The sequence below is a fragment of the Collinsella sp. CLA-JM-H32 genome, assembly GCF_040098165.1.
In the GTDB taxonomy this organism is placed as follows: domain Bacteria; phylum Actinomycetota; class Coriobacteriia; order Coriobacteriales; family Coriobacteriaceae; genus Collinsella.
On the sequence record NZ_JBBNMZ010000006.1, the window covers coordinates 43,652 to 69,943 of the forward strand.

General features: G+C 60.6%; 26 protein-coding genes. 25 read left to right on the forward strand and 1 reads right to left on the reverse strand.

Annotated elements, in window-relative coordinates; translation table 11 throughout:
- Positions 1-4 precede the first annotated feature (4 nt).
- The gene (locus AAA021_RS04940; RefSeq protein WP_349088254.1) at positions 5-754 is read left to right on the forward strand and encodes a transposase; all 750 of its coding nucleotides are present in this window, start codon (positions 5-7) and stop codon (positions 752-754) included.
- A 215-nt stretch (positions 755-969) separates the two neighbouring features.
- On the opposite strand, the gene dinB is transcribed toward AAA021_RS04940, so the two are convergent.
- Positions 970-2,223 (reverse strand): DNA polymerase IV, encoded by a 1,254-nt coding sequence (gene dinB, locus AAA021_RS04945; RefSeq protein ID WP_349088255.1) that lies wholly within the window; start codon positions 2,221-2,223, stop codon positions 970-972.
- Positions 2,224-2,424: 201 nt separating this feature from the next.
- Here dinB and rpsP point away from each other — a divergent pair, with 201 nt between their 5' ends.
- The 24 genes from rpsP (at position 2,425) to AAA021_RS05065 (ending at position 26,291) form a co-directional block, all read left to right on the forward strand.
- Complete coding sequence (rpsP, locus tag AAA021_RS04950) at positions 2,425-2,766, forward strand: 30S ribosomal protein S16 (RefSeq protein ID WP_022094749.1); 342 nt, start codon at positions 2,425-2,427, stop codon at positions 2,764-2,766.
- A gap of 42 nt (positions 2,767-2,808) precedes the next feature.
- Positions 2,809-3,054 carry a KH domain-containing protein gene (locus AAA021_RS04955; protein WP_171021534.1) on the forward strand — a complete coding sequence of 82 codons (246 nt, stop codon included), beginning with the start codon at positions 2,809-2,811 and terminating at the stop codon, positions 3,052-3,054.
- Positions 3,055-3,088: 34 nt separating this feature from the next.
- Entirely contained in the window at positions 3,089-3,580 is a 492-nt protein-coding gene (gene rimM, locus AAA021_RS04960; protein WP_349088303.1) for a ribosome maturation factor RimM, read from the forward strand.
- A 10-nt stretch (positions 3,581-3,590) separates the two neighbouring features.
- Positions 3,591-4,349 carry a tRNA (guanosine(37)-N1)-methyltransferase TrmD gene (gene trmD / locus AAA021_RS04965; protein WP_055285126.1) on the forward strand — a complete coding sequence of 253 codons (759 nt, stop codon included), beginning with the start codon at positions 3,591-3,593 and terminating at the stop codon, positions 4,347-4,349.
- A gap of 2 nt (positions 4,350-4,351) precedes the next feature.
- Positions 4,352-4,915, forward strand: coding sequence for a signal peptidase I (gene lepB, locus AAA021_RS04970; RefSeq protein WP_035138578.1), 564 nt, complete (start codon positions 4,352-4,354; stop codon positions 4,913-4,915).
- Positions 4,916-4,974: 59 nt separating this feature from the next.
- Entirely contained in the window at positions 4,975-5,886 is a 912-nt protein-coding gene (locus AAA021_RS04975; protein WP_006236091.1) for a glycine--tRNA ligase subunit alpha, read from the forward strand.
- 3 nt (positions 5,887-5,889) lie between these two features.
- The gene (gene glyS / locus AAA021_RS04980) at positions 5,890-7,986 is read left to right on the forward strand and encodes a glycine--tRNA ligase subunit beta (protein ID WP_349088257.1); all 2,097 of its coding nucleotides are present in this window, start codon (positions 5,890-5,892) and stop codon (positions 7,984-7,986) included.
- 34 nt (positions 7,987-8,020) lie between these two features.
- Complete coding sequence (locus tag AAA021_RS04985; RefSeq protein ID WP_349088258.1) at positions 8,021-8,896, forward strand: pyruvate, water dikinase regulatory protein; 876 nt, start codon at positions 8,021-8,023, stop codon at positions 8,894-8,896.
- Positions 8,897-9,194: 298 nt separating this feature from the next.
- Positions 9,195-11,945: a pyruvate, phosphate dikinase gene (gene ppdK, locus AAA021_RS04990; protein WP_349088259.1), complete on the forward strand. Its 2,751-nt coding sequence runs from the start codon at positions 9,195-9,197 to the stop codon at positions 11,943-11,945.
- Between the two features lie 210 nt (positions 11,946-12,155).
- Complete coding sequence (gene rplS, locus AAA021_RS04995; RefSeq protein WP_006236098.1) at positions 12,156-12,497, forward strand: 50S ribosomal protein L19; 342 nt, start codon at positions 12,156-12,158, stop codon at positions 12,495-12,497.
- 93 nt (positions 12,498-12,590) lie between these two features.
- Positions 12,591-13,379, forward strand: a complete 789-nt coding sequence (locus tag AAA021_RS05000) for a ribonuclease HII (RefSeq protein WP_349088260.1) — start codon at positions 12,591-12,593, stop codon at positions 13,377-13,379.
- A gap of 189 nt (positions 13,380-13,568) precedes the next feature.
- A complete protein-coding gene (locus AAA021_RS05005; protein WP_055250020.1) occupies positions 13,569-14,054 on the forward strand; it encodes a YraN family protein in 486 nt (161 codons plus the stop codon).
- Positions 14,054-15,577, forward strand: coding sequence for a YifB family Mg chelatase-like AAA ATPase (locus AAA021_RS05010; protein WP_349088261.1), 1,524 nt, complete (start codon positions 14,054-14,056; stop codon positions 15,575-15,577). Before AAA021_RS05005 ends, AAA021_RS05010 begins: the two co-directional genes overlap by 1 nt.
- Positions 15,577-16,509: a DNA-processing protein DprA gene (locus AAA021_RS05015; protein ID WP_349088262.1), complete on the forward strand. Its 933-nt coding sequence runs from the start codon at positions 15,577-15,579 to the stop codon at positions 16,507-16,509. Before AAA021_RS05010 ends, AAA021_RS05015 begins: the two co-directional genes overlap by 1 nt.
- Positions 16,510-16,523: 14 nt before the next feature.
- On the forward strand, positions 16,524-17,861 hold the full coding sequence (trmFO, locus tag AAA021_RS05020) for a methylenetetrahydrofolate--tRNA-(uracil(54)-C(5))-methyltransferase (FADH(2)-oxidizing) TrmFO (RefSeq protein ID WP_349088263.1): 1,338 nt from the start codon (positions 16,524-16,526) through the stop codon (positions 17,859-17,861).
- An 8-nt stretch (positions 17,862-17,869) separates the two neighbouring features.
- Positions 17,870-18,778, forward strand: coding sequence for a tyrosine recombinase (locus tag AAA021_RS05025; protein ID WP_349088304.1), 909 nt, complete (start codon positions 17,870-17,872; stop codon positions 18,776-18,778).
- A gap of 219 nt (positions 18,779-18,997) precedes the next feature.
- A complete protein-coding gene (gene rpsB / locus AAA021_RS05030; RefSeq protein ID WP_006236109.1) occupies positions 18,998-19,726 on the forward strand; it encodes a 30S ribosomal protein S2 in 729 nt (242 codons plus the stop codon).
- 45 nt (positions 19,727-19,771) lie between these two features.
- On the forward strand, positions 19,772-20,641 hold the full coding sequence (gene tsf / locus AAA021_RS05035; RefSeq protein WP_055285136.1) for a translation elongation factor Ts: 870 nt from the start codon (positions 19,772-19,774) through the stop codon (positions 20,639-20,641).
- Positions 20,642-20,758: 117 nt separating this feature from the next.
- Positions 20,759-21,481: a UMP kinase gene (gene pyrH / locus AAA021_RS05040; protein WP_349088264.1), complete on the forward strand. Its 723-nt coding sequence runs from the start codon at positions 20,759-20,761 to the stop codon at positions 21,479-21,481.
- Between the two features lie 2 nt (positions 21,482-21,483).
- Complete coding sequence (gene frr / locus AAA021_RS05045) at positions 21,484-22,020, forward strand: ribosome recycling factor (RefSeq protein ID WP_006236112.1); 537 nt, start codon at positions 21,484-21,486, stop codon at positions 22,018-22,020.
- Between the two features lies 1 nt (position 22,021).
- The gene (locus tag AAA021_RS05050; RefSeq protein WP_055309876.1) at positions 22,022-22,816 is read left to right on the forward strand and encodes an isoprenyl transferase; all 795 of its coding nucleotides are present in this window, start codon (positions 22,022-22,024) and stop codon (positions 22,814-22,816) included.
- A 2-nt stretch (positions 22,817-22,818) separates the two neighbouring features.
- Positions 22,819-23,718 carry a phosphatidate cytidylyltransferase gene (locus tag AAA021_RS05055; protein WP_349088265.1) on the forward strand — a complete coding sequence of 300 codons (900 nt, stop codon included), beginning with the start codon at positions 22,819-22,821 and terminating at the stop codon, positions 23,716-23,718.
- Positions 23,718-24,905, forward strand: coding sequence for a 1-deoxy-D-xylulose-5-phosphate reductoisomerase (dxr, locus tag AAA021_RS05060; RefSeq protein ID WP_349088266.1), 1,188 nt, complete (start codon positions 23,718-23,720; stop codon positions 24,903-24,905). The genes AAA021_RS05055 and dxr overlap by 1 nt, the downstream gene beginning before the upstream one ends.
- Positions 24,906-24,929: 24 nt before the next feature.
- On the forward strand, positions 24,930-26,291 hold the full coding sequence (locus AAA021_RS05065) for a M50 family metallopeptidase (protein WP_349088267.1): 1,362 nt from the start codon (positions 24,930-24,932) through the stop codon (positions 26,289-26,291).
- Position 26,292: the final 1 nt, after the last annotated feature.

Below are 26,292 nucleotides of genomic sequence, written 5' to 3' on the forward strand. Positions count from 1 at the left end.
GCGTATGACTCGGACCGCGCGGGAAATCTCTGTTTACGGCTATTACCATGTCGTCCAAAAGGGCTGTGGTGGTCAGCTGATATTTGAGGATGCCGATGATCGGATATATTTGATTCGGTTGCTTGCCTCGAAATGCCGAAAATACGACGTCAATATCATTGCTTGGTGCCTTATGGACAACCATATTCACTTGTTGCTAGATGATGAACATGTTCACCTGAGCGATTGCATGCACTCTGTTACGACTGCATATGCGATGTATTTCAACGCGAAAACCGGACGGAAGGGACCAGTTTTTCAGGATCGATTTAAGAGCGTGCCGATTCTTAACGATGATCAGCTGCTCAACTGTGTGAGATATATTCACGATAATCCTGCGAAAGCCAGGATTGGGACTGCTTCACTATATCGTTGGAGCAGTTTTTGCGAATATATGGGATACCCGGGTATTTGTATGACTGAATGTGTGCTAGGTTTGCTCGGAGATTCTCAGAGATTTTTTGCTTTCAGTACCTCGGGAGAACCGAATCGATATTGCTTCCGTGACGGCGCTCATGTGAGCGACATAGATGCACTGGAGTTTGCACAGGCTCTCCTTAAACCGTATGAGCCTCACCACCTTAAAGCTTTGCCCAAAGCCGTGCGCGACAACTACATCCGTACGCTCAAAAACGAGGGCTTTTCGATAAAGCAGATCGTGCGCCTCACGGGCATCGGTCACTGCACGATTCAGAAGGTCAAGCTCGATCAGTAGCTATTTGGGACAGAGTTTTGTTGCGGCGGGCAAACCGGACATCCGGGGTAGTCAATTTGGGACGGGGCTATTTTAGCTACCCTTTGGCTGACGGTGAATGAATTAGGCCGAATGAATCTCAACCGATATATAGGGGTAGCTAAAATAGCCCCGTCCCAAATTGACTACCAATGCCGTGTCGGGCGGAAGGCAGCAACCCCCCCGTCCAAAAAAGACTAGTTATTGAAGCGTGATTGGCGGCCGAAGGATAGGGCGGTGTCGCCGAATTTGTCTCGGACGGCGTCGATGGCGACGGAGAGGTCGCGGCGGTCGCTGGATTGGGCTCCGCGGTCATCGATCTCGCAGAACAGGTCGGTCTGGATGCCGCCCCGATGGTCAAAGTCGCTCATGCCGATGCCCGCTAAGCGAACATGCATGCCATCCTGCCAGATGTTGTCGAGCAGTTCGAGTGCAACCGCCACGAAGATGTTCTCATCGTCGGTCGGATGAGGCAGCCGGCGCTGTGCCGTACGCCCGCTGCCATACGAATACTTAAGCTTGAGCGTTACCGTGGCACCCGTCAGCCCCTGACGGCGCAGGCGGCGTCCCACTGACTCTCCCAACAGCGCAATCGCCGCCTCAATATCCCCACGCTCAGTTAAATCTTTAGCAAAGGTGCGTTCATTGCTGACCGACTTGACCTCGCGCTCTTCATCGAGGCTCGTGACTTCGGAGATTTCGAGTCCCAGCGCACGCTGGCGCATGTGCTCGCCGTTGACGCCAAAAATAGAGGCCAAGGTGGATTCCGGTGCACGTGATAGCTCGCCGAGGGTGTAGATGCGCATGCGGCGCAGTCGCTCCTCGGCCGAGCGCCCGATGCCACTCATGGCAGATACCGGCAGCGCGGCCAAAAAGCGCTGCTCGGTTCCGGGGCGCACGATGGTCAGCCCAAACGGCTTATCCCGCTCGCTTGCGATTTTTGCGACCGTCTTGTTGCAGCCCACGCCAATGGAGCAGGTCACTCCCAGCCCTGCCACGCGGTCGCTTATACGCCGCGCAACCAGCAGCGGGTCTTCGGGCGCAAAGCGACCCGGTGTGATATCGATAAAGGCTTCGTCGATGGATACGCGCTCGACGCGCGGGGTCTCGTCGGCGAGAATCGCCATGACCTGCGCGCTCACCTCGCGGTAGCGATCAAAGTGCCCGTGCGTCCAAATGGCTTGCGGGCACAAGCGCCGCGCTTCGGCCGAGGCCATGGCAGAGTGCACGCCAAAGCGACGTGCCTCATACGAACACGTGGACACGACGCCACGCGAATCGGCGTCTCCGCCCACGATGAGCGGCTTGCCGCGCCATTCGGGATGATCGAGCATCTCCACGCTCGCAAAAAACGCATCGAGGTCCATGAGGCCCACCGCCGGACCCGTCCAGGGAGGCGGCGTGACGCCCGTGGCATCCTCATAACCGTATGTATGTTCGCGTCTTTCCATGTCATGAGTATACCGCGCAGCTCATGTGGGGTGCGTGTATGTGCTTGCAAATCCCGAATTCTTGTCTAAGATATGGATTTGCCCTCGACTACACCGAAGAAGTTGGTCTCACGGACTTCACCTGCCCGCGTCGATGGCGTATTATGTTCAACTGTTTGTTTGTAGTTGCAGCCTAAAGCTGCTTGGTTGGAGGAGTTTCCTTTGGCAGTCAAGATTCGCCTTGCTCGTCACGGCGCTAAGAAGCGTCCGTACTACCGTGTCGTCGTCGCCGATTCCCGCGCCCCGCGTGACGGTCGTATCATCGAGGAGGTTGGCCGCTACAACCCGATGACCGCCCCCAAGACCATCAACCTCGACCTCGAGAAGATCGCCGACTGGCAGTCCAAGGGCGCTCAGCTCACCGACGCCGTCGCCGCTCTGGTCAAGGCCGCCAACGAGGGCGAGAAGACCGAGACCGTCGTCAAGAAGTCCAAGAAGCAGCTCGCCAAAGAGGCCGAGGCCGCTAAGGCTGCCGCTGAGGCCGCTGAGGGCGCCGAGGAGTAAATCGTGCCTGAGGTTGACGCTGCACAGCTCGAGGGTGAGGCAATGCTCTCAGATCGCATCGCCGATCTCGTCGAATATCTCGTTGTTCAGATCGTCGACGACCCGGATTCCGTGAGCCTTGAGGTCATCGATGGTGACGACGCCTCTACGATTGAGGTTTCGGTCGCCGAGGATGACGTCGCTAAGGTCATCGGCCGTCGTGGCCGTACCATCAAGGCCATTCGCACGCTCGCTCGTGCACTGGCCGCTCGCCTCGACACTGCTGTCGAGGTAGAGGTTCTGGGCTAGGACCTTGAGGTCCCAGTACAAAAACATCGCCCGTGTGGTCAAGCCGCACGGAAGGAAGGGGGAGGTCCTCGCGCAGCCGCTGCGGGGGCTTCCTTCTGTATTAGAGCCGGGTATGCGCGTTGCCCTGACGCCGCCGGTGCTCAAGCGCGACCGCTTTTGCACGGTCGTGTCCGTCACCGATACGGGCGATGGCGATCTGGTCTCGTTTGAGGGCATTGACGACTTGACGGCCGCCGAGGGCATCACGGGATGCTACGTGCTGGCAAATCGTGACGACTTTGAGCTCGATTCGCTCGATGCTGCCTATACCGACCTGATGGGTCGCGAGGTGGTCGACGAGCGCTTCGGTTCGCTCGGCACGATTGTCGAGATCATGTCGACGCCCGCTAACGATGTTTGGGTTGTCGAGGGTGATCGGTACGGCGAGGTACTGATTCCCGTGATCGAGCAGGTCGTGCTCGATCTTCCCGATGCAGGAACAATTTCCGTCCACGTGATGGACGGCCTGATCGATATGGACAAGTAGGGAGGACAACATGCTGATTGAGACCCTTTCGGTCTTTCCCGAGATGTTTGAGCCCGTCATGTCCACGTCGATTTTGGGCCGCGCCCGCAAGGCCGGCCTTTTTGATTTTAAGGCGTATAACCTGCGCGACTGGACGCACGACCGCCATCGCACCGTCGATGACGAGCCGTACGGCGGCGGGCAGGGCATGCTCATGAAGGTCGAGCCTATCGCAGAGGCCATCGAGGCCATTAGCGCAGAGGGTCCCAAGCCCACTGTGGTGTTCTTTACCCCCTGTGGCGAGCCCTTTACGCAGCATGTGGCCGAGCGCCTGCTCAAAAGTGAGCGTCTGTTGTTTGTGTGCAGTCGCTACGAGGGCGTCGACGAGCGTGCGTATGCGTATGCCGATGAGCGTCTGTCGATCGGCGACTACGTGCTTACGGGCGGCGAGCTTCCCGCTATGGTCGTTGCCGATGCCGTCGTACGCCTGATTCCCGGCGCCCTGGGCGACGAGATGAGCAATGTGGACGAGTCGTTCTCGACCGCCGAGGACGGAGGCCTGCTCGAGTACGCGCAGTACACCCGTCCCGCCGAGTTCAACGGCGAGGGCGTGCCGCCGGTGCTCGTGAGCGGCGATCACGCCAAGGTCGATGCCTGGCGTCGCAAGAACGCCATCGAGCGCACCTGCCGCTGGCGTCCCGATCTGATCGAGACGGCGCGGCTGACGCCCGAGGAGCGCGCTTACGCGCAAGAGATCCTTGACGCTTCGTATTCGCAGAGCGAGGAGTGAGAATGGTTCCATCGCAGCATTCCGCGTTGAGGGGCGCTTTTGAGTGGATCGCGGTCATCGCGATCGCACTGGTCGCCACCTTCTTGATTCGCTCGTTTGTGGTCGAGCCCTTTGTGGTGCCCACCGGCTCCATGGAGTCCACGATCGAGATTGGCGACCAGATCCTGGCACAAAAGGTGAGCCTCGAGCTCGGTCAGCCCGTCAAGCAGGGCGATATCGTGGTGTTTCACAACCCCGATGGCACCTCCGAGCATGATGTTCTTGTCAAGCGTGTTATTGCCACGGCCGGCCAGACGGTCGACCTGCAGGATGGCAAGGTGGTCGTTGACGGCCAAGCGCTCGACGAGGACTATACGACGGGCATGAGCTGGCCGCTTTCGGTCCAAGCGCCCGGCGCTCAGGTAAGCTATCCCTACACGGTTCCCGACGGGTGCGTGTGGGTGATGGGCGACAACCGCGAAAACTCTGCCGACTCACGCTACTTTGGTCCCGTCGATCGCTCTGATTTGATCGCTGTGGCGCTTGTGCGCTACTGGCCGCTCAACCGCATCGGCGCTATCGACTAAAAACCGCTATAGTACAGTACCTAACCGTGTAATCGTTTCGACGAGGGGATATTAGAGGCATGAACGCTTCATCGCTTTCCTTCCAAGACATCATCCTGCGCCTCCAGCAGTACTGGGGCGAGCAGGGCTGCGTCATTATGCAGCCCTATGACTCCGAGGTCGGTGCCGGTACCTTCCATACCGCGACCACGCTGCGCTCGCTCGGTCCCGCCGAGTGGCGCACCTGCTATGCGCAGCCCTGCCGCCGTCCTGCCGACGGCCGCTACGGCGAAAACCCCAACCGCATGCAGCACTACTATCAGTTCCAGGTGCTCATTAAGCCGTCGCCGGTAAACGCCCAGGAGCTTTACCTGGGGTCTCTTGCCGCTATCGGCCTGGACCCTAACGACCATGACGTCCGCTTTGTCGAGGACGACTGGGAGAGCCCGACCCTTGGCGCCTGGGGCCTTGGCTGGGAGGTCTGGCTCAACGGCATGGAGGTCACGCAGTTTACGTACTTCCAGCAGGTGGGCGGCATCGAGGTCGACCCCGTGCCCGTCGAGATCACCTATGGCCTGGAGCGTATCGCCATGTACGCCCAGGGCGTCAACTCGGTCTACGACCTGGTGTGGAGCTACCTGCCCGACGGCACGCCCATGACCTATGGTGACGTGTTCCTCGAGAACGAGCGCGAGTTCAGCGCCTACAACTTTGAGGTTGCCAACGTCGAGATGATGCGTCAGAAGTTTGACGACTACGAGGCCGAGTGCCACTCCTGTCTGGAGCGCAAGCTGCCGCTGCCGGCGTACGACTGCGTCATGAAGTGCAGCCACGCCTTCAACCTGCTCGATGCCCGTGGCGCGCTGTCCGCGGTCGAGCGTGCCAACTACATCCTGCGCGTCCGCGCCGTCGCCAAGGCGTGCTGCGAGGCCTACATGGCCGAGGTCGCCGGAGTCAACGAGAATGCCGACCAGGAAGGCGAGGTGGCGTAAGCCATGGCAGACGCTAAGGATTTCCTGTTTGAGATCGGTACGGAGGAAATGCCCTCTGCACCGCTGAACAATGCCGTCAAGCAGCTTGGCACCATGATCGCCAAGGGCCTCGACGAGGCCGGTCTGGCCCACGGCGAGGTCCGCGTGATCTCGAGTCCGCGTCGCCTGGCTGCACTCGTTGCCGACGTCGCCACCGCGACCGATGAGGTTCACGAGGTCAAGCGTGGCCCCGCGGCCAACATTGCCTTCGACGCTGACGGTAACGCCACCAAGGCCGCCCAGGGCTTTGCCCGCAAGTGCGGTGTGGCTGCCGAGGACCTGGTCCGTCGCGAGGATACTGACGGTCGCGAGTATGTGTTCGCCGAGAAGAACATTCCCTCCGCACCGGCTACGCCGATTCTGACCGCTCTGTGCGAGAAGACCATCGCCGGCCTGCAGTGGCCCAACTACCGCAGCCAGCGCTGGGGTCACGAGCACGTGACGTTCGTGCGCCCGGTCCGTTGGATCTGCTGCCTTTTGGGCGAGGATGTTGTGCCCGTGTCGTTTGCCGACGTGACGAGCGGCAACACCACGCGTGGTCATCGCGTGCTTGGCCCCGGTGATCATGTGGTTGCCAGCCCCGCCGTCTACGAGCAGGTGCTCGAGGACGCCGGCGTGCTTTCTGCCGAGCGTCGTCGTGAGGCCATCCTTGCCGGTATCGCCGAGGTCGAGGCTGCCCGTCCCGGCTGCCATGTCGATACGCCCAAGAAGGTCTTTGAGGAGGTTATCAACCTCTGCGAGTGGCCGACGGTGCTCGTCGGTACCTTCGATGAGGAGTTCCTCAAGGTCCCGCACGAGATTATCTGCGAGTCCATGCTCACCAACCAGCGCTACTTCCCGATCTATGACGGCGAGGGCAAGCTCACGTGTGAGTTCGTGGTCGTCTCCAATAGCAAGCCCGAGAACGCCGAGCGCGTGATCGACGGCAACGAGCGCGTTGTGCGCGCCCGTCTGGACGATGCCAAGTTCTTCTACGAGGAGGACCTGAAGATCTCCCTCGACGAGTTCCGCGAGCGTCTGGCCAAGGTCGCCTTCCAGGAGAAGCTCGGTAGCGTGCTCGCCAAGTCCGAGCGCATTGAGCAACTCGCGCTTGCCATCGCTCGCGAGGCCCATCTGGGCGCCCACCTGGCCGCCGATGCCGCTCGCGCCGCGCACCTGTGCAAGGCCGACTTGGTATCCAACGCCGTCGTCGAGTTCACGAGCCAGCAGGGCGTGATGGGCGGTTACTACGCCACCGCGATGGGGGAGAACGACGAGGTCGCCCACGCCATTCGCGATCATTATCGTCCCCGCTTTGCCGGTGACGAGCTGCCCGAGGGCACCGCTGGCTGCATCGTGGCCTGCGCCGACAAGCTCGATACCATCGCCGGTATCTTTGCCATTGGCGAGCCCCCGACCGGCTCCTCCGACCCCTACGCGCTACGTCGTGCCGCTATCGGCATCATCAACATCCTGCGCGACCGTCTGCCGATCGACCCCACATCGCTCATCGACTTCGCCCTCGAGCTCTATAGCGAGCAGGGCATTGAGTTCGACGCCGCCGAGGTCGCCCAGCAGGTTCGCGACTTCTTCCATGGCCGCCTGGTGAGCATGGCCCGCGACGAAAAGATCCCGGCCGATACCGTTGCCGCCGTCTCTGCGGTGCACATCATCGCCCCGTCCGTCTTCTTCGCCCGCTGCGCCGCCCTCGACGAGGCCCGCAAGAACGATGCCGAGACCTTTGACAACCTGGCTACGGCCTATGCCCGTGCCGCGCATATCTCCAAGTCCGAGCTGGGCGCGGAGTACGACCGCAGCCTGATGGGCGAGGCCGAGCTCGCGCTTGCCGATGCTTCCGAGGCTGCTCAGACTGCTGTCGATGCTGCCCTTGCTGCCGAGGACTACCCGGCCGCATTTGCCGCCCTCGCCGCCCTGCGCGCGCCCATCGACCGTTTCTTCGATGAGGTTATGGTCATGGACAAGGACGAACAGCTCCGCGATAATCGCCTTAAGCTGCTCAACCGCTTCGAGGCCGTTTTCTCCGGCATCGCCAACATCGGTGAGCTTGCCCGCAAAAAGTAAGCTAGCCTGCGCATAAGCGCAAAAGGAGCCCCGCATGGATTGCCCGGTCACCGCTCGTCCCACCGTTATCGTTATCTCCGACTCGCTCGGCGATACCGCTTGTGAGGTGGTGCTTGCGGCGTCCGGGCAATTTGATGAAGGGGCTTTTCGTTTGTTGCGCCTGCCCAAGGTGACCTCGGTGGAGCAGGTGGAGTCGTTTGTGGGCCCGCGCGTCGATGCCGACCATCGCGATATTGCCGTGTTTCACACCATTGTCGATCCGGCGCTTCGCGCCCGCGTGCTCGATTACCTGGGCATGCTGCATATCCGTTCGGTCGACCTGATCGGTCCGACGCTCGCCGTGCTATCGTCGCTCATCGGTGTGCCGCCCAAAGGCGTCGCGGGCGTGATTCACAGGACCGATGACCGCTATTTCCATCGTATCGAGGCCATGGAGTATTTCGTTGAGCACGATGACGGGCGCGGCTGCGACGATCTGTCGGGTGCCGATATCGTGCTGCTGGGCGTATCGCGCACGTCCAAGACGCCGCTGTCGATGTTTTTGGCCTTTCAAGGTTACAAGGTTGCCAATGTTCCGTTGGCCCATGGCATGGAGCCGCCCAAGTCAATTTACGAGGTCGACCCGATGCGTTTGTTTGGCCTGATTTCGACCGTCGACGTTATTTCCGAGATTCGCGATAGCCGCTTGGGCGATGACTACGCCCGTGCCGTTGCCGGCTCCTATGCCGAGCCCGAGAGCGTGCGCAGCGAGCTCGAGGAAGCTCGTGCCCTCATGAAGCGCCTAGGCTGCTTTGTGGTGCGTACCGACGGCAAGGCCATCGAGGAAAGCGCTGCCGAGATCATTAGCCACTTGGAGGAAATCCAAGAAGCCCGCGCCCGCCGCGCCGCCCGCCGAGCCCGGCAAAGTTAACTCATTTCGGTAGCTAAAAATGCACCGTCTCAAAAAGACTACCTAAAAATAATGCACGATATTGGTAAAGCGATTTAGCAACAAACTTGCATTTGACCTGCAATTTTCTTGCAGTGGTATCTTCATAAGGTAACCACCTTTACCTACCGTTTACCGCCATATTCACCTCGTTTACCAAACCGCGCATCCTCTTCTCATGTCGGCATAAAGCCCGCCGTATAGTTCCCTCACGGCCCGTAACCGGCGGGTCGATTCGTTACCACGGTCGTGTGCGTAAGCGCATGGAAGGGGAAGTATCGTGAGCGATTGCAAGAGGGTTTACCGTTTTGGAACCGATGCCCAGGGCACCTGTGTCACCGAGGGCGACAAGTCCATGAACTTCGTGCTTGGCGGCAAGGGCGCAAACCTTGCCGAGATGAGCCGCATCGGCCTGCCGGTTCCCGGTGGTTTTACCATTACCTGCCAGACCTGTGTCGAGTACTCCGGTGCCGGCAACGTCTGGCCCGAAGGCGCGCTCGATGAGATCGTTGCCGCCGAGGCGGACCTCGAGGCCCGCTGCGGCAAGAAGCTCGGTGACGCCTCCGACCCGCTGCTCGTGTCGGTTCGCTCGGGCGCTCCGTTCTCCATGCCCGGCATGATGGATACGGTCCTCAACCTGGGCCTCAACGACGACTCCGTTCAGGGGCTCATCGCCCAGACGCAAAATCCGCGTTTTGCTTGGGATAGCTACCGCCGCTTTATTCAGATGTTCTCCAACGTCGTTATGGGCGTTGACGCCGACCTGTTCGAGAACGCGCTGACCCAGGCACGCCTGGTCGCCGGCGTCCGCGTCGACTCCGAGCTTTCGGCCGAGGATCTGCAGGAGCTCGTCGAGACCTTTAAGGGCATCTTCTCCGAGAACGTCGATGCCTTCCTGTATCCCGAGCTCGAGGTCGCCGATGGCAAGCCCGTTTTCCCGCACGACCCGGAGCTTCAGCTACGCCTTGCAATCCAGGCCGTCTTTGGCAGCTGGATGAACGAGCGTGCCTGCATCTACCGCAAGCAGCATGGTATCTCCGACGAGCTCGGCACCGCCGTCAACGTGCAGGCTATGGCCTTTGGCAACAAGGGCGAGACCTCTGCGACGGGCGTCGCCTTTACGCGTAATCCGGCCGACGGCACCAAAGAGTTCTACGGTGACTTTTTGGTTAATGCCCAGGGCGAGGACGTCGTCGCCGGCATCCGCAACACCGAGCCCATTGCCGACCTCAAGACCACCCCGGGCCTCGAGTCTGCAGGTGAGGAGCTCGAGCGCGTGTTCCTGACGCTCGAGGACCATTACCGCGATATGTGCGATATCGAGTTCACCATCGAGCAGGGCAAGCTCTGGATGCTCCAGACACGCGTGGGTAAACGAACTGCCACCGCCGCCCTGCGCATCGCCATCGAAATGGTCGAGGAAGGCCTGATCACCCGCGAAGAGGCCGTGAGCCGTATCGATCCCGCGCAACTCGACCAGCTCCTGCACCCGCAGTTTGACGCTTCCAAGAGGTACGAGGCGCTGGCCAGCGGTCTGAACGCCAGCCCCGGTGCCGCCGTGGGTGAGGTTGTGTTCTCGAGTGATGACGCCGTCGCGCGCGCCAACGAGGGCCACAAGGTCATTCTGGTTCGTTGGGAGACCAACCCCGACGACCTGAAGGGTATGGTTGCCGCCGAGGGCATTCTGACCAGCCACGGAGGAAAGACGAGCCATGCCGCCGTTATCGCTCGCGGCATGGGTACGCCCTGCGTCTGCGGCGTTGAGCGCTTCCACATCGACGCTGCTGAGAAGGTCGTGCGTATCGAGGGCAGTGACCGCGTGCTGCGCGAGGGCGATGTCATCTCCATCGACGGCACCCAGGGTATCGTCGTTGACGGCGCCGTTGACCTAGTCTCCGCCGAGCTCACCGGCGACCTGGACACCATCCTGTCCTGGGCCGACGAGATTCGCCTGGACGAGACCGGCGGCCATGCCAACCATGTGCGCGTCAACGCCGACAATCCCGAGGATGCCGAGCTTGCGCTCGAGTTTGGCGCCGAGGCCATCGGCCTGTGCCGCACCGAGCACATGTTCCTGGGCGACCGCAAGAACATCATCCAGAGCTTTATCCTGTCTGACGATGAGGCCGTGAAGCAGCAGGCCCTGGCCGACCTGCTCAAGGTTCAGACCGAGGACTTCCTGGCGATGTTCAAGACCATGTCCGGTCGCGATGTGGTCGTCCGCCTGCTCGATCCGCCGCTTCATGAGTTCCTGGATAATCCTCGCGAGCTCGAGGTCGCCATCACCAAGAAGGAAGCCGCTGGCGCCAGCGAGAAAGAGCTTGCCGTCCTGCGCGCCCGCCTGCGTCGTATCGACGGCATGGTCGAGTCCAACCCGATGCTCGGCCTACGCGGTGTGCGCCTGTCCGTCGTCTTTAGCGATCTGCCGCTCATGCAGGTTCGCGCCGTTGCCACGGCTGCTGCCCGTCTTATCAAGGAAGGCGTCGATCCGCGCCCCGAGATCATGGTTCCGCTCGTTTCCATCACGGCCGAGCATGTCCAGACCCGCGAGGTTATCGAACGCGTGATCGCCGAGGTTTCTGACGAAGAGGGCGTCGAGCTCAATATTCCCGTGGGCACGATGCTCGAGCTGCCGCGCGCCTGCATGGTCGCTGACGAGATCGCCCATCACGCAGACTTCTTCTGCTTTGGCACCAACGACCTCACCCAGACGACCTTCGGTTTCTCGCGTGACGACGCCGAGGCTAAGTTCATCCCGCTGTACATGCATAAGAAGATCTTGAAGGACAATCCCTTCGAGACCATCGACTCGGCGGTGCTGGAGCTCGTGCGCATGGCTGTCGAGAAGGGCCGAGCCACCAACCCCGAAATGCACTTTGGTGTGTGCGGCGAGCACGGCGGCGACCCCAAGTCCATCAAGGGCCTGTTTAACGTGGCCGACGTGGACTACGTGTCCTGCTCGCCCTACCGCGTGCCCCTCGCACGCCTGGCTGCCGCCCAGGCCAAGCTCGAGGCGAAGCGCTCCGCGTAACGTTTTGGGTTCAGACGCCTAGCGTAGCCCCCTTCATGCCGCCCGTCTCATTTCGTGAGGCGGGCGGTTATCATGTGCTGGTTTTGTCTTTTTGTCTGCGTAAAAAATTGTTCTTGCAGCAGAAACCCGCGCGTGTATACTCGAATACGTTTGTTCAACTACGTGCCGGCCAAGGTGGTACGGCACCTCTAGAAGAGTAAGGAATTGCACATGGATTACATCCGCGCAATCGAGCGTCAGCAGATCCGCGAGGACATTCCTCAGGTTCGCGTCGCCGACAACGTCAAGGTTCACTACCGCATTAAGGAAGGCGACCGCGAGCGTATCCAGGTCTTCCAGGGCGACGTCATCCGCATGGCCGGCGCCGGTGCCCGCGAGACCTTCACCGTCCGCAAGATGTCCTTCGGTGTCGGTGTTGAGCGTACCTTCCCGCTTCACAGCCCCAAGATCGCCAAGCTCGAGGTCGTTCGTCATGGTCGCGTCCGTCGCGCCAAGCTGTACTACCTCCGCGACAAGGTGGGCAAGGCTGCTCGCATCCCTGAGAAGCGCTAAGAAGATCGCAGCGTCTGTCCACTCGTTTGGACACAAGGGTCACCTTCGGGTGGCCCTTCTTTTTATCTGATTTGCATGCAAGGAGGGCCGGGTATGGCCAACATGACGAGCTCGGTTTCGGCATCGCAGGTTGCCGGTGAGTTGGCGAGCGCCACGTTTGAGGAGATTCCCTCCCTCGTGGAGCATTATCGCGAGGACCCGCGCCGGCAGGTGATCAAGGCTTGTGAACGCGCCCTCAAACGCCATGCCAAAGAGCTTGCCGAGCGCGAGCGCGTCAATGACATGTACGAGCTTATGCATGAGCTTGGCGGCGATGGGGTGGTCGTTGGTGTCGACGAGGTGGGTCGCGGATCGGTGGCCGGTCCCCTGACGGTGTGTGCCGTGTGCCTTCCCATGGAGCCGCGCGTCTGGGGCATCAACGATTCCAAAAAGCTCACGCCCGCGCGCCGCGAGTTGCTCTCTGTGAAGATTGCCGAGGTGGCGACGGCGATCGGTTTTTGCCATATCGCGCCTAAGGATATCGATGAGATGGGCATGGCTCGCGCCATTCGCGCTGCCGTCACGGGCGCCGTGGCCGATACGGGGCTTGAACCCGACTGCGTCCTCATGGATGGCAACCCCTTGGGCGCTGTTCCTAACGAGCGCGATGTGGTGAAAGGCGATGCCAAGATCGCCTGTATCGCCGCGGCGTCCATCATGGCCAAGGTCACGCGTGACGAGATGATGGTCGAGTACGACGCCGAGTACCCCGAGTACCATCTGGCCGAGTCGAAGGGCTATGCAAGCCCCGAGCATATCGAGGCCATTCGCAAACATGGACTTTGTCCGCTGCACCGCGTGAGCTTTTGCGGAAACTTTCTGCAGACTGAGCGCCTTTTCTAGGTCAATTGTGGAGACAGGGACCCCTGGGGTTTTATAAACCTGCTGGTAGCGGGCCGTATGCAACACCATTGTTGCGTACGGCCCGTTTTTTGACGGCATTTGGTCAGCTTTTGGTTTGCTTCCGGTACTTACCCGCATGAAAGGTGCCCTCATCATCGGGGCAATGCAGTGTGCGGGAAAGGAGACCCCATGAGTGCCGCAAGCAAAAAGAGCAAGACGCAGCAGCTCAAGGAGCGTTGGGAAAACGGCGAACTCGACTCCGGGGCGATGACGCCCGAGTTTATCAAGGGACTCAGTCCCCGCGAGCTGGGCATGCTGGGCGAGCTGATCACCATCGACTACTTTAACGAGCGCGGCTACACCTTGCTGGAGCAGGGTTATCGTTGCACCGAGGGCGAGGCTGATCTGGTGCTGCTCGATGAGCTCGACGATGTCGTGGTGATGGCCGAGGTCAAGACCAGACGCGTTTCGCTGGATTGCACCACGCGGGTCTTTCCCGAGGAGGCCGTGGACGCCCAAAAGCAACGCCGCTACCGCCGCATCGCAAGTTGCTATCTCATGGAGCATTATCCGCTCAAGGCGATTCGCTTCGATGCTGTGGGTGTCACCATCCGCGGCGGGCATATCGCCGAGATCGAGCATCAGTACAACGCGTTCGATTGGCAGGTGTCGTGATGGCGTTCGAGATGTTTGCCGTTCACGCGGCCTGCATCCGCGGCGTCGAGGCGATTCACGTCACGGTCGAGGTCTCGCTTGCCGGTGGCGTTCCGGGCATCCAAATGCTCGGCATTCCGAGTATGGAGGTGATGGAGTCACGCGGTCGTATTCGCTGCGCGATGCGCTCCGCCGGGTTCGAGATCCCGCGCTCGGGCATTACCGTTAACCTGGCACCCGGCGATATCCGCAAGACCGGTAGCGGCTTTGACCTGCCCATCGCCATCGCGGTTCTAGCGGCCGATGAGCAGATTCCCCGTGACAACCTCGATCGCTGCCTTATCGCAGGTGAGCTTGGTCTGGACGGTACGGTGCTTCCCGTCAAGGGCGAGGTGGCGTTTCAGCTATTGGCTCGCGACATGGGGCTGTCTTTTATCGCGGGCAGGTCCGACCAGCATGTGCCACTCGCGGGCGTAGATTGCGGCTTTATCGACCATCTGTCTCAGCTTGCTCACGGCATGGGCGATGCCGCACGGCACTACTTGGATTCCGAGGGTGTCGAGGCGACCTTTGAGCCCGAGCTCGACTATGCAGACGTGCTGGGGCAGGAAGTCGCTAAACGCGGCATGGCGCTTGCGGCGGCAGGAGAACTCGGCTTGCTCATGATCGGGTCTCCGGGATCGGGCAAGACGATGCTCGCACGCCGTATGACCGGCATCCTGCCCGAGCTTTCCGTTGAGGATCAGCAGGAGGCACTGTGCATCCATTCGGTTTTGGGTGAGAACATTGATGGCTTGTTGGCGGGGCACCGCCCCTTCCGCAGTCCCCACCACAGTATTTCGACCGCAGGCCTTATCGGCGGCGGGCGCCCGGTGCACCCGGGTGAGATCAGCCTTGCTCATGGCGGCGTGCTCTTTTTGGACGAGCTTGCCGAGTTTCCCACTGGCGTGCTGCAGACGCTGCGTCAGCCCATCGAGCGCGGCTACGTGAGGATCGTACGCGTCGACGGGGCTTTTACCTTCCCGTCGCGCTTTCAGCTGCTGGCTGCGAGCAATCCCTGCCCCTGCGGCTTTTTGGGCGATCGCGAGGTGCCGTGTCGCTGCTCGGCGGCGATGGTCGAGCGCTATCGGTCTAAACTGCGCGGTCCTTTGGCCGACCGTATCGACATGATGATCGATGTGACCCGTCCCGACCCTCAAGTGATTATCGAGGGTGCGGAGGGCATGTCGTCGGCCGAGTTACGTGACTACGTTGTGCGCGGTCGCGCCTTTCGCGCTTGGCGCGAATCCCGCATGGACGATGCGGATGCCGAGGCCGAGGATGACGAGACTCGGTCCATTGACGGCGTCGTTTCGACCTTTGAGCTCGATGATGCGGCGGAGAAGTGTGTGCTCGGCCTGTCGAAGCGCACGCATCTCACAGGGCGTGGCATCGTGCGCCTTGTTCGCATTGCGCGCACGATCGCAGATGTCGCCGAGAGCGAGCAGGTGACGCAGGACCACGTGCTCGAGGCGGCGATGTACCAGGGAAGGAGGGACCAATGATGGCTGAGGGGACCTTCGAGCTGCATCCAGGTGACGCGTTGTATCCCGAGACCGTTTTGGAGCTTTCTGATGTACCCCAGACGCTTTATGTGCGCGGCAATCCCGAGGTGCTTTCGACACCCGCGCTCTCCATCATCGGCGCGCGCAAGGCCTCGCCGTATGGTCTTGCCGTGGCAGAGCTTGCGGCAAAGGTTGCGGTCGAGGCGGGAGTGACGGTAGTTTCGGGCGGCGCGGTTGGTTGTGACCAGGCCTCGGGTTGGGCTGCGGTCAACGCCGGCGGCAAACACGTTGTGGTGCTGGGGACGGGCGCCGACGTGGTCTACCCGCGTTCGAGCGCGGGGCTTATTACGCGCACGCTTGATACGGGTGGCGCGGTCGTGTCGATCTCTCCGTGGGGCATGGGTCCGCGCAAGTTCGCCTTTCCGCGCCGCAATCGCGTAATCGCGGCCTTGTCGCAAGCCCTCTTTGTATCCGAGGCGGGTATGCCTTCCGGGACGTTTTCCACAGCCGAGGCTGCTATGGATTTGGGGCGCGAACTTCTTGCCGTGCCGGGGTCGATCCTATCGCCCGAGTCGCGTGGCACGAATTACCTCATTGCGAACGGTGCCTGCTGCATTGTCGACGAGGAGTCCATCGAGATGGCTATCTCTCGCATATACGGCACCCTGCGCTACTCGCGCCCCGATGCTCCCGGCATTGCCGACCTGAATCCAACACAGCAGACCGTGATGCATGCGCTCATCGCCTCTCCGCTCAAGGTCGACGACATCGCGGCGCTCGTCTCACTCGATGCTGTCGGCGCACTCAAACTCTTGGGTTCGCTTGAACTCGAGGGCCTTATCGAGCGCATGATGGATGGAAGGTATGCGCCCTCCAAGTTTGCCCTTCACGCCCAGACGCCCTTCGGTCACAATGGAAAACGTGTCAATTAGAAAGGTGTTTGCAGATGCAGTTCGATCAGGTGACGGTTATCGGTGGCGGTCTGGCGGGTTCGGAATGCGCGATCCAGCTGGCAGACCGCGGGTTTGCCGTAAAGCTGTGCGAGATGCGCCCCCAGGTGAGCTCCCCGGCTCACCATACCGATCACCTGGCAGAGCTCGTCTGCTCCAATTCGTTTAAGTCGGCCCGTCCGGATTCCGCGGCTGGTTTGCTGAAGGCCGAGCTTGAGCGCATGGGTTCAGTCCTGCTCGACTGCGCCCATCGCGCGGCTGTTCCCGCCGGTGGCGCTTTGGCGGTCGATCGCGTCAAGTTTTCCGAGTTTGTCGAGGCCGAGGTTGCCGCCCGTCCCAATATCGAGGTCGTGCACGGCGAGGTCACGCAGATTCCCGAGGGTCACGTGGTCATTGCCGCGGGCCCGCTGTGTTCACCGGCGCTGAGTGAAGAGGTTATGAAGCTCGTCGGTGGCGATGCCCTGGCATTCTTTGATGCGGCGGCGCCGATCGTCGATGCCTCCACGCTCGATATGGACGTGCTGTTCTCGCAGTCGCGCTACGAGGAGCAGGGGAGTGGCGACTATCTCAACGCTCCGCTCAATAAGGAGGAGTACGAGGCCTTTATCGAGGCGCTTACCACGGCCGACCGCGTGGTGCTCAAGGATTTTGAGGGCGGCGATCTGTTCCAGGCCTGCCAGCCTGCCGAGGAGGTTGCACGCACCGGCAAGGATGCTATTCGCTTTGGCGCCATGAAGCCCGTCGGCCTCACCGACCCGCGTACCGGACGTCGCCCCTGGGCGGCGATTCAGCTGCGTGCCGAGAACAAGGAGAAGACCGCCTATAATCTGGTGGGCTTCCAGACCAACCTGACCTTTGGCGAGCAGAAGCGCGTCTTCCATATGGTGCCGGGCCTGGAGAACGCTGAGTTCTTCCGCTACGGTGTCATGCACCGCAATACCTTTGTCGACGCCCCGCATGTGCTCGATGGCACCTTTGCCGTGCCCGGTACCGGTGTGCGCCTGGCCGGTCAGATCACCGGCACCGAGGGGTACATGGAAGCCGTGGCGACAGGTCTGCTCGCGGCGCTTAACACTTATGCCGAGGCTATCGGTGCCGCGGGCGTCGAGTTGCCGCGTGTGGGCGCCCTGGGTGCGCTCGTGGGCTATGCGACCGATCCTGCCACCGTGGGCTATCAGCCCATGCATGTCAACTTTGGCCTGGTGCCGCCACTCGAGGATGGTAAGCGCCGCAGCAAGCGCGACCGCTACCAGGCCTATGCAGACCGTGCGCTCGAGGCCCTCGATGCCTACTTGGCCACGCGTTCCGACTTGTTTGGAGGCGACCAGTCATAGCCTTTGACCTGTACGACACCGTCGACTCGTTTATCGCCTATATCGCACGCGTCGAGGGACTTTCTCCCAACACGGTGACGGCCTATGGCTCGAGACTGGAGCGCTTCGCTGCCTGGTGCGAGCGCGAGGATATCGATGCTTTCGCTGCCGACGTGCGCACCATTCGTCGCTATCTTGCCGAGCTTTCGCGTGAGCAGGTGGCTCCCCGAACGCTTGCGGCGCACCTGTCGGCTATTCGATCTCTCTATCGCTGGATGGCTGCCGAGGGGATTGTCGAGGGCGATGCGGTCTCGGCGATCGCATCGCCCAAGCTGCCGCGTGACCTGCCGGGCGTCCTTACGACCCAGCAGGTTGAGGCGCTGCTCAAGATGCCTGATACCTCGACGCCCGCGGGACTGCGCGATGCGGCGATGCTTGAGTTGCTCTATGCCTCCGGCGCGCGAATCTCGGAGCTCGCGGCGCTCAACGTGGAGTCTATTGGTTGGTCCGAGCGAACGCTGCGACTTTGGGGCAAGGGGAGCAAGGAGCGTATCGTCCCTCTGTATCGTCGTGCGCTCGAGGTGACGCGTCTCTATATTGAGGAGGGGAGGCCGGAGTTGCTCGCTCAGGCAAAGCGCCGTGACCCCGCTACCGGGCCGCATCCGCTGCTTATATCGGCGCGCGGCAATCGCATGAGTGCCGCCATGCTCAGGCGGCGGTTCCATATGCTGGCGACGCTCGCCGGCATTCCGGCCGACATTGCCCCGCATGCGATGCGCCATACCTTTGCGACCGACTTGCTTGAGGGCGGTGCGGACCTGCGCTCGGTTCAAGAGCTGCTGGGCCATGCGAGCCTGTCCACGACGCAGATTTACACGCATCTCACACCCGACCGGCTCAAACGTGCCGTGGCTCAAGCCCATCCCCGCGGCGAATAGTGGCTGGGACGTCCCGCGCCGCACTCAGGTGTGTGGTTTTGATTGCGGGTTGGCAGGAAGATGCATTCCTGCTATCATTCATCGGGTTGCTTCACGGCAACATGTTTTTATCACGCACGCGCGGCTACTTCATACCGTGGTGCCCGGGCTTTGGTAGCACATGTCCGGGTTGGTTTTGGAGGATGACCCCGCGCGGAGGCAAACCACAGGAGGTTTAACATGGCTACCAAGATTAATATCCGCACCCTGCTCGAGGCCGGCTGCCACTTCGGTCACCAGACCCGTCGCTGGAACCCCAAGATGAAGCCGTTCATCTTCGGTGAGCGCAACGGCATCTACATCCTCGACCTCAAGCAGACCATCCTCGACGCCGACCAGGCCTACACCTTCGTCAAGAACGTCGCCAAGGGTGGCAACGTGCTGTTCGTCGGCACCAAGAAGCAGGCTCAGGAGGCCGTCAAGAACGCTGCTGAGCGCGCCAACATGCCTTACATCAACCAGCGTTGGCTCGGAGGTATGCTGACCAACTTCGTCACCATCCGCTCCCGCATCAACCGCATGGAGGAGCTCGAGGCCATGGTCGAGGACGGCCGCATGGCTGTTCTGCCCAAGAAGGAGCAGGCTGTTCTCGGCAAGGAGCTCACCAAGCTCCAGACCAACCTCGGTGGCGCCCGCGACATGAAGGGTCTGCCCCAGGCTCTCTTCGTCATCGACACCAAGCGCGAGGAGAACGCCATCAAGGAGGCTCAGCGCCTGAACATCCCCGTCGTCGCTCTGATCGACACCAACTCCGATCCCGACGAGGTCGAGTACGGCATCCCCTGCAACGATGACGCTATCTCCGCTGTCACCCTTATGTGCGAGCTCATGGCTGACGCCTGCCTCGCTGGCTCCGGCAAGGAGCAGGTCTCCGAGGCCGAGATGGCCGCTGAGCCCAAGGCCGAGTAAATCAGTCTTAGTTAATTCTTTTTCATCTCTTTGAAAGGAACCACAATGGCCCAGATCACCGCCGCTATGGTCAAGCAGCTCCGCGAGATGACCGACTCCCCGATGATGGAGTGCAAGAAGGCTCTCGTCGAGGCTGACGGCGACATGGACGCCGCTGTCGACGTTCTGCGTAAGAACGGCCTTGCCAAGGCTGCCAAGAAGGCTGGCCGTGAGACCAACGAGGGCGCTGTCGCCGCGTTCGTCTCCGAGGATGGCAAGACCGGCGCTCTGCTCGAGCTCTCCTGCGAGACCGACTTCGTTGGCTCCAACGCCAAGTTCACCGGCTTTGCTTCCAAGGTCGCTGAGGTTGTCGCTACCACCGAGCCTGCTGACGTCGACGCTCTGCTCGAGAAGCCGATGGGCGAGGAGACCGTTTCCTCTGAGCTCACCGAGATGATTCACATCATGGGCGAGAACATGAAGATTTCTCGTTTCGCCGCCCGCAAGGCCGAGAACGGCGCCCTCGCTTCTTACATCCACATGGGTGGTAAGATCGGCGTCCTCGTCGAGTTCGCTTTCGAGAAGGCCGAGACCGCTCAGGCCGACTCCTTCAAGACCTTTGCTCACGACGTCGCCCTTCAGGTTGCCGCCGTCGCCCCGATCTGCGCTACCCGCGATCAGGTTCCGGCTGAGACCGTCGAGCACGAGAAGCAGATTTACATGGCTCAGGCCGCCGAGTCCGGCAAGCCCGAGGCCATTCAGGAGAAGATGGCTGTTGGCCGTCTGGAGAAGTTCTACAAGCAGTCCGTGCTCACCGAGCAGGAGTTCATCAAGGACAGCTCCCTCACCATCAAGAAGTACGCTGAGCAGGTCTCCAAGGAGCTCGGCGATACCATTACCGTCGTTGCCTTCGACCGTCTGGTCCGTGGCGAGTAAATAAGCTCTTGTAGCTGGTAATGAGCAGGCTGTGGGTTTTACTCACAGCCTGCTTTTTCATGGCTCTTATCAGAGCCTTTGCTATCATATTGAGAGTCTAATTAAAGGAGGATCGCTTTGTCCGACATCCGATATAAACGCGTGCTTCTGAAGCTTTCCGGCGAAGCACTGATGGGCGACGGCCGCTATGGTATCGACCCCAAGATTACTGATCATCTTGCCAAGCAGGTCAAGGAGCTGCTCGCCGTTGGTCATGAGGTCGGCGTCGTTGTCGGCGGCGGCAACATTTTCCGCGGCATGGCCGGCGCTGCCGGTGGTATGGAGCGCGCCCAGGCCGATTACATGGGCATGCTTGCAACCGTTATGAATGCGCTCGCCCTGCAGGATGCCTTTGAGCACAACGATGTTCCCTGCCGCGTGATGAGCGCTATCCAGATGAACGAGATCTGCGAGCCCTATATTCGCCGTCGCGCCATCAACCACCTTTCCAAGGGTAACGTCGTTATTTTTGCCGCCGGTTCGGGCAATCCTTACTTTACGACCGACACCGCCGCGGCTCTTCGTGCCTGCGAGATCGGTGCCGAGATTCTGATTAAAGCCACCAAGGTTGACGGTATCTACGACAAGGATCCTGTCAAGTGCGCCGATGCCGTCCGCTTTGACAAGATTACCTATCACGAGGTTCTCGTCCGCGGTCTGCAGGTTATGGATTCCACGGCTACGGCACTGTGCCAGGACAACCGTATGCCGATTTTGGTCCTCAACATCGATGGCGAGGACACCGTCAAGCGCGCGCTCGCGGGTGAGCCCGTCGGCACGCTCGTCTATCAGGAGGATTAAGCATGGCAGAGAACATCACCGCCCATATGGACAAGTCGCTCGAGTCCCTCAAGCATAACTTCTCCAAGGTCCGTACCGGCCGCGCCAATGCCAACATTCTGTCCGACATCACCGTCGATTATTACGGTGTTCCCACGCCGGTCACGCAGGTTGCCGCCGTCAAGACCCCCGAGGCCCACATGCTGCTCATCGAGCCGTGGGACAAGGCACTCATCAACGCTATCGTCAAGGCCATCGGCGCTTCCGATCTGGGTATTACCCCCAACTCCGATGGCACCGTCGTTCGTCTGCCGTTCCCGGCTCCCACCGAGGAGCGCCGTCGCGAGCTCGTCAAGGAGTGCCGCGAGTACGCCGAGCAGGCCAAGGTGTCTATCCGTAACATCCGTCGCGACTTCAACAACAAGCTTGAGCGCGATGAGGAGCTCACCGAGGACGATGTCCGTCGCGAGCAGGCCAAGGTCCAGAAGCACACCGATGAGTATGTCGCCAAGGTCGAGGAGCTTCTGAAGGAAAAAGAAGCCGAGGTCATGGAGATCTAAGGTGCAATACGACGAGCATAAACTGGTCGAGTACTTTGCCGACGCCCCTGCGGGCGTCGGTTTTTCCGACCTTGACCTCAATAACATTCCGCACCATATCTCGTGCATCATGGACGGCAATGGTCGTTGGGCCACATCGCGCGGTCTTGCACGCACCGAGGGCCACAAGGCGGGTATCGTCTCCCTTCGTGAGATTATTACCGCCTGCGTGCGTCTGGGCGTCGACGTGCTTTCGGCCTATGCGTTTTCTACCGAAAACTGGAACCGCCCGCAGCATGAGGTCAACGTCTTGATGCACCTGTTTGCCAAGACGTTTATCGACGAGCTGCCGCTTCTGAAGCGTGAAAACGTGCGCGTTGTCTTTTTGGGTGACATTTCCGCGCTGCCCAAGAAGACCCGCGACGTTTTTGAACGCGGTCTTGCCGAGTGCGCCAATCACACCGGCATGACGCTGGCGCTTGCCGTCAACTACGGCGCGCGTGCCGAGATTACCCGCGCTGTCCGTCAGATCGCACTCGACGCTGCCGCCGGTAAGATCGATCCTGGCGCAATTGATGACGACATGGTGGCTTCCCACCTCTATACCGCCGGCCTTCCCGATCCTGAGCTTGTGATTCGCACTTCTGGTGAGCTGCGCCTTTCGAACTATCTTCTGTGGCAGGTGGCTTATTCCGAATTCTACGTCACCGATACCTATTGGCCCGACTTTGATCGTTGGGGCCTTGTCGACGCCATTTTGGCCTATCAGGGCCGTGACCGTAGGTTTGGTGGACTGAGCAAGACCGAGGAGGCTTAATCGTGTCCGATCGTCCCAAGGCATCTGCTCCCAAGACGCCTGCGCGCAAAGCTGCCACTGCGGGAGCGCCTGCAGTGAAGAGCGGCACCGGTTCGTGGCTGGCGGGCTTTATTACCCGTGCCGCCGCCGGTATCGTCTACGCCGTTGTCTTTATCCTGTGCCTGGTTTTGGGTATCGTGCCCACGGCCATCTTTGTTTCCGTCATGAGCGGTCTGTGCTGCTATGAGTTTTTCCGTATGACAAGGCTCGATGGCAAGATGGCTAACGAGCGCATGGGTATCGCTGCCGCCGTGCTCTTTCCGCTGTCGGCGTTGGGCGATTCGATGCTGCTGAATGCCCTGCTTTTTGCCCTGATGCTCGCTGTGGGCATTTGGTATGTCTGGTCGCCGCGTACCCGCATATCCGATGTTGCCGTGACACTCATGGGTCCCATCTACACCGGTTTTATGCTGTCGGCTATCGTGCTGCTGCGCGATGCCGTGCCCGGTTTTGCCGGCGCCCTGCTTTCGGTGGGTGTTTGTGCGTCCCTTTGGGTCTCCGATTCGTTTGCCTATATCGTGGGTAGCCGTATCGGCAAACACAAGATGGTTCCCAAGATCTCTCCCAAAAAGAGCTGGGAGGGGTTTGTTGGCGGCATCCTGGGCTCGGTTTTGATTTGGCTCATCCTGTGGGCGACGCATTTCTTCAAGCTCAGCCTGCCCTATGCGCTGCTGTGCGGCGTGGTCGTGTCCATTCTGGGCGTTATCGGCGACCTTATCGAGTCGCGCATCAAGCGCGGTGTGGGCGTCAAAGATTCCGGCAACCTTATCCCGGGCCACGGCGGCATGCTCGATCGTAGCGATTCGCTTATCTTCGGCTGCATCACCGCGCAGCTGATGCTGATGATCGGAGGCGTGCTGTAATGTCATTCCAGACGACGTATGGCCCCGATGGACGCCTCCGTGTTGCCATCCTGGGTTGTACGGGCTCCATCGGCACCCAGGCGCTCGATGTGTGCCGCCAGCATGCCGATCGCCTGCAGGTGACGGCGCTGTCCGTTAACTCCAGTACCTCCGAGCTTGTTGCCGCTGCCCGCGAGTTCTCGGTTTCGGCGGTTGCCGTGGCCGATGTCGCTCATGGCGATGACGCCGTGCTGCAGGAGTTGCCCGAGGGAACGAAGCTCGGCGTTGGCGCGCAGGCGGTTTGCGAGCTCGCGCGTCGCGACGATGTCGACTGCGTACTCGTCGCTATTGTGGGTGCCGCCGGTCTCGAGGCGAGCCATGCGGCCTTGACCTCAAATAAGCGCCTTGCCCTTGCCAACAAGGAGTCCCTCGTCGTCGGTGGCGACTTGCTTATGCCGTTGGCGCAACCGGGCCAGCTTATTCCAGTCGACTCTGAGCACTCCGCCATCTTCCAGTGCTATCTGGGGGAGAACCCACGCGAGGCTCATTGTATTTGGCTCACCTGCTCGGGCGGTCCGTTTTTTGGCCGCACGCGCGACGAGCTCGACCGCGTGACGCGTGCCGATGCCCTCGCACATCCCACGTGGGCCATGGGCGCCAAGATCACCATCGACTCCGCCACCCTCATGAACAAGGGCCTGGAGCGCATTGAGGCCATGCATCTGTTTAACTGCGACCTCGATTTCATTAACGTGGTCGTGCAGCGTCAGTCCAAGATTCACTCTATGGTCGAGTTCTCCGACGGCTCCGTGATGGCGCATCTCGGTGCTTCCGACATGCGTATTCCCATCCAGTTCGCGTTCTCGTATCCCGAGCGTTGGGATACTCCGGCGCCTCGTATCGATTTTCGCGAGTTGGGGCAGCTCACGTTTGATGCTGCCGACATGGATACCTTCCGCTGTCTGGCACTGGCCGAGCGTGCCGGCAAGACGGGTGGCACCATGCCGTGCGTGCTCAATGCCGCCAACGAGGTCGCCGTCGATGCCTTCCTGCGCGATGGCTGCAGCTTTACCGATATCGATCGCATTGTGGAATCCTGCATGGATGCCCACGATGTGCAGGCGGTCGATTCGTTTGAGCAACTTCACGATATCGATGCGTGGGCGCGTGAAAAGGCTGCGCAGGTGCTCGCCGCAACCCGTTCCTAACCATAAGGATTGCTTTTTCGTTTTATGGATACTGTTCTGAGCGTTCTCTCATCGGTCTTTTGGGGCCTGCTGATGCTTTCCGCCCTCGTGTTTTTGCACGAGGGCGGCCACTTTTTGGCGGCGCGTGCCTGCGGCGTCCGTGTGACCGAGTTCTTTTTGGGCCTGCCGTGCCGCTTTGACATCCATTACACGTCGCGTCGCATTGGAACCAAGTTTGGCGTGACCCCGCTGCTGCTGGGTGGCTACGCTGCCATTTGCGGTATGGATCCGACCGACGTCTCGTGTGCCGACCGCGTGCTCGCGGCTATCTATCGTCATGGTCGCGTGACCGTGGCCGACCTTGCTGTCGAGCTTGAGCTTTCCGAGGAGGATGTGCTCGAGGCATGCGCCTTGCTCTTGGGTTGGGGCTCTATCGCACCTTGGTATGAGGAAGGGGAGAAGCCCTCGCCGAGCTACTATCCCACCAAGTATCAGACGCTGCCGCGAGACGCGGCGGGCTACACCACCTTTGACGGCCGCCGGTTCGATCGCGAACATTCAACTGCCGAGGGCGATGTGTGGGAGCTGCCGTGCGGCGAGGCCGAGTTCCTTGCGCAAGAACGTTCGCACACCTATCTTGGCCAGGGCTTTCTCAAGCGCGCCTTTATGCTGCTCGCGGGTATTATTGTCAATATCTTGACGGGCTTTTTGCTCCTTATGAGTATCTATTCCATTGCGGGTGTCACCGTGCCGATGGATACCAACGTGATCGGTCAGGTTGACGAGGGGTCTATTGCCGCCAAGGCGGGTATCGAGGGCGGCGATGCGATCCTTTCGGTTGACGGAGTATCGTGCTCTACCTGGATGGACGTTTACGATGCCATCGGCAAGGCCGCCGGTAAGGACGATATCGCCATTGAGTATGAGCGCGACGGCAAGCAGCATTCGACCTCGGTTGCGCTCAAAAAGGACGAGCGCCTAGGTGTGTATGCCTCTACGCAGGTGGTCCGTTTAGACCCCATCACGTCGGCTCGACTTTCGTTCTCCTATGTCGTGCAGACAGCGGAGGGCGTGATGCGCCTGCTCCAGCCGCAGCATACGATGGAGATTCTCGATCAGTCTTCTTCGATCGTGGGCATTAGCGTTATGTCCTCACAGGCTGCTGCTGCCGGCCCTGCCACGTTCCTTTCGTTTGCCGCCCTCATTTCGTTCTCGCTTGGCTTTATGAACCTGCTGCCCATCCCACCACTCGATGGCGGCAAGCTGGTCATCGAGATCATTCAAAAGATTGCTGGCCGCGAGCTTCCGCTCAAGGTCCAGACGATTGTGAGCTATGTGGGCATCGCGCTCTTTGTGCTGCTGTTTGTCTATATGCTTCGTTCCGACATCCTTCGATTTATTCTGTAGG